The organism is Gemmatimonadota bacterium, from assembly GCA_016209965.1.
Taxonomy (GTDB): Bacteria; Gemmatimonadota; Gemmatimonadetes; order Longimicrobiales; family RSA9; genus JACQVE01.
In genome coordinates this window covers 1-7,162 of sequence record JACQVE010000102.1, presented here as the reverse complement: position 1 = coordinate 7,162, position 7,162 = coordinate 1, and the positions used below count along the sequence as shown (strand labels likewise).

At 68.7% G+C, this 7,162-nt stretch carries 7 protein-coding genes; 5 read left to right on the top strand and 2 right to left on the bottom strand.

What is annotated here, in order from left to right:
* The 5 genes from HY703_04280 to HY703_04260 all read left to right on the top strand — a co-directional run.
* Positions 1-502: sugar phosphate isomerase/epimerase (locus HY703_04280; protein ID MBI4544393.1), on the top strand; the 502-nt coding region annotated here is incomplete at its 5' end.
* A gap of 161 nt (positions 503-663) precedes the next feature.
* Positions 664-1,389, top strand: a complete 726-nt coding sequence (locus tag HY703_04275) for a DUF1080 domain-containing protein (GenBank protein ID MBI4544392.1) — start codon at positions 664-666, stop codon at positions 1,387-1,389.
* 167 nt (positions 1,390-1,556) lie between these two features.
* The gene (locus HY703_04270; GenBank protein MBI4544391.1) at positions 1,557-2,786 is read left to right on the top strand and encodes a nucleoside permease; all 1,230 of its coding nucleotides are present in this window, start codon (positions 1,557-1,559) and stop codon (positions 2,784-2,786) included.
* A 210-nt stretch (positions 2,787-2,996) separates the two neighbouring features.
* Positions 2,997-3,362: a type II toxin-antitoxin system RelE/ParE family toxin gene (locus tag HY703_04265; GenBank protein MBI4544390.1), complete on the top strand. Its 366-nt coding sequence runs from the start codon at positions 2,997-2,999 to the stop codon at positions 3,360-3,362.
* Positions 3,355-3,714 (top strand): XRE family transcriptional regulator, encoded by a 360-nt coding sequence (locus tag HY703_04260; GenBank protein ID MBI4544389.1) that lies wholly within the window; start codon positions 3,355-3,357, stop codon positions 3,712-3,714. The genes HY703_04265 and HY703_04260 overlap by 8 nt, the downstream gene beginning before the upstream one ends.
* A 112-nt stretch (positions 3,715-3,826) precedes the next feature.
* Here HY703_04260 and HY703_04255 read toward each other — a convergent pair whose 3' ends face one another.
* The gene (locus HY703_04255) at positions 3,827-5,170 is read right to left on the bottom strand and encodes a Gfo/Idh/MocA family oxidoreductase (protein ID MBI4544388.1); all 1,344 of its coding nucleotides are present in this window, start codon (positions 5,168-5,170) and stop codon (positions 3,827-3,829) included.
* Between the two features lie 318 nt (positions 5,171-5,488).
* The gene (locus HY703_04250) at positions 5,489-6,937 is read right to left on the bottom strand and encodes an erythromycin esterase family protein (GenBank protein MBI4544387.1); all 1,449 of its coding nucleotides are present in this window, start codon (positions 6,935-6,937) and stop codon (positions 5,489-5,491) included.
* Between the last annotated feature and the right edge of the window lie 225 nt (positions 6,938-7,162).

Here is a 7,162-nt window from a genome sequence, read left to right as displayed (position 1 = left end):
CGTCATGGGGCACCGCTACCTGATCGTCGCCTGGCTGCCCGAAGCGGAGCGCCGCGACCTGGACGGCTACCGCCGGCTGGCCGCCTGGTTCAACCGCGCCGGCGAGCGCGCGCGTGAGGCAGGCTTGCGCCTGGGCTACCACAACCACGACTACGAGCTTGCGCCCATGCAGGGCGCCGTGCCCTACGACGTCTTCCTGGCCGAGACGGAGCCCGCGAACGTGGTCCACCAGATGGACGTCTTCTGGCTCAGCAGGGGCGGAGGCCGGCCGCTCGACTACATTGCCCGCTTCCCGGGCCGCTTCCACTCCGCGCACCTCAAGGACATGGACGCCGCCGGGCGCATGGTGGACGTGGGCCGCGGGGTCCTCGACTTCCGAGCCATCCTTCGCGCCGCCGGCCAGGCCGGCTTCCGTCACTACTTTGTCGAGCACGACGAGCCGCCTGACCCCTTCGCCAGCATCCGGGCGAGCTACGCGTACCTGAAAGGGCTGGAGCTATGATCCTCTTCTGTCATCGTGAGCGGAGCGCGCCTCCGCCGACCTTCGTTTCTCCTGTCATCCCGAGCGGAGCGGCCGCAGGCTGCGCAGTCGAGGGACCTCCTGTCCCCGCCGGTGTGCATGGACGCACCCGGCCGCCCGTCGTAGCTTCCCTCGGTCTGACCATGCTCACCGCGCTCGCCGCCGCCTGCGGCCCCGCCAACCGCATGGAACAGGAATCCGCAGCCAGCGCGATGGCGCCCAATACGCTCACTGCCGAGGAGCGCGCGGCCGGCTGGCGCCTCCTCTTCGACGGCCGCACCACCGCCGGCTGGCGCGCCCGCGGCCGCACCGATATGCCCGCCGGCTGGCAGGTCGTGGACGGCGCGCTCACCCGCGTGGCGCCGGCCGGCGACATCGTCACAGTCGACGAGTTCGGGGACTTCGAGCTGGCGCTCGAGTGGAAGATCTCGCCTGGCGGCAACAGCGGCATCTTCTTCCGTGTGGTGGACGAGCCGGAGCGCGAGGTCTACGAGAGCGGCCCCGAGATGCAGGTGCTGGACAACGCCGGGCACCGCGACGGGCTCGACCCCAGGACCTCGGCGGGCTCGAACTACGGAATCTACGCCCCCGTCCGCGATGCCACCCGCCCGGTCGGCGAGTGGAACGCCGTGCGCATCGTCGTCCACGGCAGCCACGTCGAGCACTGGCTGAACGGCGTCAAGCTGGTCGAGTACGAGCTGGGCAGCCACGACTGGTGGGCGCGCGTCCGCGCCAGCAAGTTCAACCAGATGCCCGGCTACGGCCAGGCGCGGCGCGGCCGCATCGCGCTCCAGGACCACGGCGACTGGGTCGCCTACCGCAACATCAAGATCCGCCCGCTCGGCGGCGCCGAGAAGCCTGCCGGGTGACTGGAGCCTGAACCCGAGCCCGAGCCCGAGCCTTAGCCCAGCGGCGGCACAGCCGCCGCGGAGCCCGATCCCGAGTCCCGGGCCCGAAGAGCGGAGGATCGTGGCAGACGTGAACGGCAGCGTTCAGGTGCCGATGCAAGGAAGCCCCAACAACCGGAGAAAATAGCATGGGCAGCGTGCGCTTCCGCCTCTCCACCATGATGTTCCTGCAGTACTTCATCTGGGGCGCCTGGTTCGTCACCCTCGGCACCTACCTCGGCCAGACGCTCCGCTTCGACGGCACCCAGATCGGCCTGGCATACGGCACCATGGCCATTGCCGCCATGATCTCCCCCTTCTTCGTGGGCATGGTCGCGGACCGCTTCTTCGCCACCGAGAAGATGATCGCCGCGCTCCACCTGGTCGGCGGCGCGATCCTCTATGCGGCGTCGCTCATGCAGGAGTTCCGCCTCTTCTACCCGGTGCTCATCGCCTACGCGCTCTGCTACATCCCCACGACGGCGCTCACCAACTCCATCTCCTTCCACAACATGGAGAGCCCGGCCAGGGAGTTCCCGCGCGTGCGCGTGCTGGGCACCATTGGCTGGATCGTGGCAGGGATCCTGGTGGGACGACTGGCGCTCGAGGACACGGCTGTGCCCATGCGCATTGCCGCCGCCGCTTCCCTGGTCCTCGCCCTCTACTCGCTGGCACTGCCCCACACCCCGCCGCCCGACGCCGGCAAGCCCATCAGCGCCCGCGACGTGCTGGGGCTCGAGGCCCTCTCGCTCACGAGGGACCGCTCCTTCGCCATCTTCCTCGTGGGCTCCTTCCTGATCTGCATCCCGCTCCAGTTCTACTACACCTTCACCAACCTCTTCCTGAACGAGATCGGGCTCCCCGAGCCCGCCAGCAAGCAGACCATGGGGCAGATGTCCGAGATCTTCTTCATGCTGCTCATGCCCTGGTTCCTGCTGCGCCTGGGGGTGAAGAGGCTGCTGCTCATCGGCATGGCCGCCTGGGCCCTGCGCTACCTCCTCTTCGCCTTCGGCGACCCGGGCGCGCTGGTCTGGATGCTCTACGGCGGGATCCTGCTTCACGGCATCTGCTACGACTTCTTCTTCGTCACCGGCCAGATCTACGTGGACCAGCAGGCCAGCGTGAAGATCCGCGCCGCGGCCCAGGGCTTCCTGGCCTTCGTGACCATGGGCCTCGGCTACTTCATTGGCGCCATCGTATCCGGCCGTGTCGTCCAGGCCTACACCACCGGCCCGGCCCACGACTGGAACGCCATCTGGCTGGTACCGGCCACCGGCGCGGCCGCCGTGCTCGTGCTCTTCGCCTTCTTCTTCCGCGAGGCCGCCCGCGCGCCCGCACCCGCCCTCGCCGCAGCGGACGCGGAGCTCGCGGCGGGGTAGCACTTACCTGTCCGGCCGGCGCCGCGGCACGTCCCTGATCTCCAGAGCGGCACCGGTCAATCGGCGGCGCAGGCTTCTTGCCTTGCCCCCTTCACCTATCCCTTCGCCCCGCTCCAGCGGCCATTGATCCCGCACGTTGCCGCCCAGCTGCGGATCCCTGGCAGGCCAGCCCATTCAGTTGACAGAATATATCAGCAGGAGTATGATGAGGTGCCCTGGGAGGTGGAATACACCGATGAGTTCGGTGCCTGGTGGGCAACACTCAGCGCGATTGAGCAAGGCGCTGTCGATAGGATAGTCCGACTGCTTGAGGAGCTGGGGCCGCAGCTTCCGTATCCCTACAGTTCTGGGGTCGCAGGATCACGTCACCCGGCGATGCGCGAACTGCGGATCCAGCACGCGGGCGAGCCGTATCGGGTGCTGTACGCGTTCGATCCCCACCGCACCGCCATACTGCTGGTTGGCGGCCGGAAAACGGGACAGGACCGCTGGTACGATTCCATTGTTCCTCGGGCTGATCGGTTGTACGACGAGCATCTCGAAGAACTGCGAGGAGCGGGTCTGATCGATGGCTAGGAAGTACAGCGAGCTGCGGGCGAAGCTGCCCCGGAAAATTCAGGACCGGGCAGAGCGCCAGGCGCGAGTGCTCCTTGCGGATATGGCCTTGCCTCAGCTTCGCGCGTCTCGCGGAGTGACGCAGGAAGAGCTTGCGCGTCGGCTGGGCCTGCGGCAGTCGAATGTCTCGGCCATGGAGCGTCGCCTGGACGTACACGTAAGCACGCTGTGCGACCTGGTGGAGGCCCTGGGAGGCAAGCTGGAGCTTATTGCCCGCTTCCCGGATGGAGACGTGCGCATCGATCAGTTTGAAGGCGTGACCCGGCGTGCGCTGGGGCAACACCCCGAGCTGCCCGCCGCCGATCAGGCGTAGCCGCGCACGCTCTCGGCTCTCGACAAGTGGCAAGCCCAAACCTGATCCAGATTCCAGACCCGTTGCGCTAGCCCCAAGCCCCAGCCATCTAGCCCCAGCCCCCTGGCAACAGCTAGGTGTAAAGCCTCCAGCCCTCGCGGAATACGGGGCGGACGTACTCCTCCGGCACCGCCACGTTGGTGACGCGCCCGGTCACGGGATCGAGCTCCAGCGTCTGCCCCATGCGCACCGCGATGGTGCCCAGCAGCACCAGCTCGGTGAGCGGGCCGGCGTGATCCGGGAAGCTCGACCCCGCAGGCGCGCCGCCCTTGCAGGCCGCGATCCACTCCGCATAGACGCCAGGTGAGCGCGGGTACTTCTCCGGCGGCGGGTTCGCCTTGAGCTCCTTGTCGCGCGCCTCGTTCAGCAGCAGCAGCTTGTCGCCGTAGGCGTCGGCGATCAGTGCGCCGTCGCTACCCGTCCAGACCTGACTCCCCACGTCGCTGTACGGCCACGCCTGCTCCGGCGGCAGCCCCGCCGGCCGCGGGGGCATGAGCTCCCCGTCCCGCCAAACCAGCCGCACCGCCGAACGCCCACTGCGCTCCGGGAACTCGAAGGTCAGCCGCGAGATGCGGGGCGCCGTCTCCGGGAAGAGCTTCGTCGTCTCCACCTCGATGCGGCTCGGGTAGCGCAGTCCCAGCGTCCAGAACGCCGCGTCCATGGCGTGGGGCGCAATGTCGCCCAGCGCCCCGGTCCCGAAATCCCACCACCCGCGCCAGCGGAACGGCGCGTACGCCGGCGCGTATGGCCGCACGGGTGCGGGCCCCAGCCAGAGGTCCCAGTCCAGGTAGGGCGGCACGTTGTACGCCTCGAGCGGCCGCTCCAGCGCCTGCGGCCAGATCGGCCGGTTCGTCCAGTAGTGGATCTCGCGCACCGTGCCGATGGCGCCCGCCTCGACATACTCCCGGAGCTGCCGCGTCCCAGCGCCCGCGTGACCCTGGTTCCCCATCTGCGTGGCCACCTTGTAGCGCCGCGCTCCCTCCACCAGCGCCCGTACCTCGCCCAGCGTCCGCGCCAGCGGCTTCTCGCAGTAAACGTGCTTCCGCATCTTCATCGCCAGGCTCGCCGCCGCCGCATGCGTGTGGTCCGGCGTCGAGATGACCACGGCATCGATGTGGTCCTCCTCCCGCTCCAACAGCTCCCGGAAATCCCGATACCGCTTCGCCTTGGGATAGCTCCGGAACATTTCCTCCGCCCGGTTCAGGTCCACGTCGCACAGCGCGTACAGGACCTCGCCGCTCACCCCTTTCACGTTGTCCCGCCCCCTCCCGCCCACCCCGATGCAGGCGATGCGCAGCAGATCGCTGGGCGCGCGGTAGCCGCGCCCCAGCACGTGCCGCGGCACGATCGTGAACGCCACCGCCGCCCGCGCCATGTCGCCCACGAAGTCGCGTCGCGTAATGCTCCTCGCCGCCATGGCTCTAACCTCCGTTTCTGTTGCTCCCGCCGCCTCGTAGAACACCTTGGTTCGTCCTGGTTCGTCCCCGATCCTGATCCCGACTCTGTTGTCGATCCCGATCCCGATCCCGATCCCGTTCCCGAGCTTCTAATTGGGACTGCGCCGCGAGTGATGCTGGTAAGCTGCTCCCGGGTCTCCATTGTCACGGCTGGCACCTTCCACCTCCGGCGCACAGCCACCGCCGCGGGGTGCGGGCAGGGGGCGGATCGGGCTAATGATGTGGTCGCAACGTAGGCCGAGGGGGACCCGCGCGCCAGAAATCGCAGGGGCGTGCCGTCAGGATCCCGGGAACCGGAACGGCAGCAGCGTAGTCGGCGTGCTATGCTCGAAGTGGATGACGACATCGTACTCGGAGCTCAGCGGCGACTCGTAGACGTACGACCGGTCCGGCCGGAAGAGCGTGCCGATCGACCGGAAGCGCTGTGGACCCCTGAGCCAGCGCGCCATTTCCTCCGGCGCGCCCTCCAGCCTGCGCAGGTCCAGCATTAGGCGGGGCAGCCCGGCGCGGTGGAAAACGTGCTCGTAGCTGCCTGCGCGGGCGGGCGGCAGCCGCTGCGGCCCGCGCTCGCCGGTCAGCGGATTGTCCGCATTGAAGCTGCCCTCGTACAGCGAGAAGCCTACCAGCACCAGCTCCTGCCCCAGCGCCTCACGCAGGTACGAGCCCATCGAGCGCCAGGGCGAGTGCTGGTCCGCCGCGTGGAAGTTATGGGTCCAGATGACCACCCTGGCCTGCGGGCCAGACTGGCGGATCAGCCAGAGCGCGTTCTCCGCCATGTACATGTCCCGCGTGTCCTGGTCCGCCACGCTGTTGAAGCGCATGTGCTGGTTCTGAACGACGATCCGGGAGCTCTGCAGCGCCCGCTCGAATTCGAGGGGCGAGGTCGCGGCCACGAACCGGGTCCGGCGGGCGAGCAACGTGTCGTAGACCTCCTGCGCCCGCGCGCGGCACTCGAGCTTGGCGCGCCCCGTCAGCCGCAACGTGTAGTCCCATAGCCGGCGGAACGAGCCGTCCAGCTCGTTGACGTAGGGGCGGAAGCAGGCGTATCGCCCCACCACCCAGGCTGCGGCCGCAGTGTCGACGCGCCCCGCGAACTCTACGACCTGGTCCATCGCCATGCGCGGGTACTGGATGTCGAAGCCGCCAAAGCGGATCCGACGGCCGCCGGCCGACCGGTTGTACTGGCGCATCCATTCGATCAGGTCCAGCACTTCCCGGGTGTTCCAGATCCAGAAATAGAGGCGTGAAAGCAGAACCTCCGGCTCGCCGCGCCCGGTCGCGAGGTAGTCGTCGACCAGGTTGGACTCCGGCCACGTCGCCTCCATGGCAAACGTGTTGAATCCCATCTCCTCGACCAGGAAGCGGACGAGGCGGTGCTTGAGAAGGAAGAACTCGCGCGCCCCGTGGTTCGCCTCGCCCAGTACCACGACGCGGGCGTCGCCGATCACGTCCCGGAGCGCCCCCAGCTCGTCATGACTGGCGGCGGGGTCCACCGTCTGGAAGGCGATGGCCGCCTGGCGCAGCCATGCAATGCCCTGCTCCGAGGGCTCGACGGCGCCCGGGTCTACAGGCTCGGAACAGGCCAGGGCTGCCGTGAGCAGGAACGGCCCGATGCCGCCCCCACGGGCCAGGGCGCCCGGCGAGAGAACGAATGCGACGCCGCCGCGGGCCGCGCCGCCTGCGCGCCCCTCCCGGTACGCCGGCACGGCAGAGAGATTCCGATTCACCGCCGGTTATTCACCGGCTGCGCCGAGCCAGGGCATGAAAGGCGTCGTGCTGCCTGCGTCGTCGGTTGCTGTTCAGGGTTGTTTTTCTGTCCAGATGCGCGGAGGCCGCGGAGATACACCCCGGCTGGCCAGTCGCTGCCGCCTCTGCGCCCTCCGCGCTCTCTGTGGTGAACCCTTTGGACGATGGGCGAAACTGCGCGCTAGCGCCGGCGCACGCGCACGGCG

Bases quoted from the DNA above. Each gene is read 5' to 3' on its own strand.
- HY703_04275 (MBI4544392.1), top strand. From the start codon at position 664: ATGCTCACCGCGCTCGCCGCCGCCTGCGGCCCCGCCAACCGCATGGAA.
- HY703_04270 (MBI4544391.1), top strand. From the start codon at position 1,557: ATGGGCAGCGTGCGCTTCCGCCTCTCCACCATGATGTTCCTGCAGTAC.
- HY703_04260 (MBI4544389.1), top strand. From the start codon at position 3,355: ATGGCTAGGAAGTACAGCGAGCTGCGGGCGAAGCTGCCCCGGAAAATT.
- HY703_04255 (MBI4544388.1), bottom strand. From the start codon at position 5,170: ATGGCGGCGAGGAGCATTACGCGACGCGACTTCGTGGGCGACATGGCG.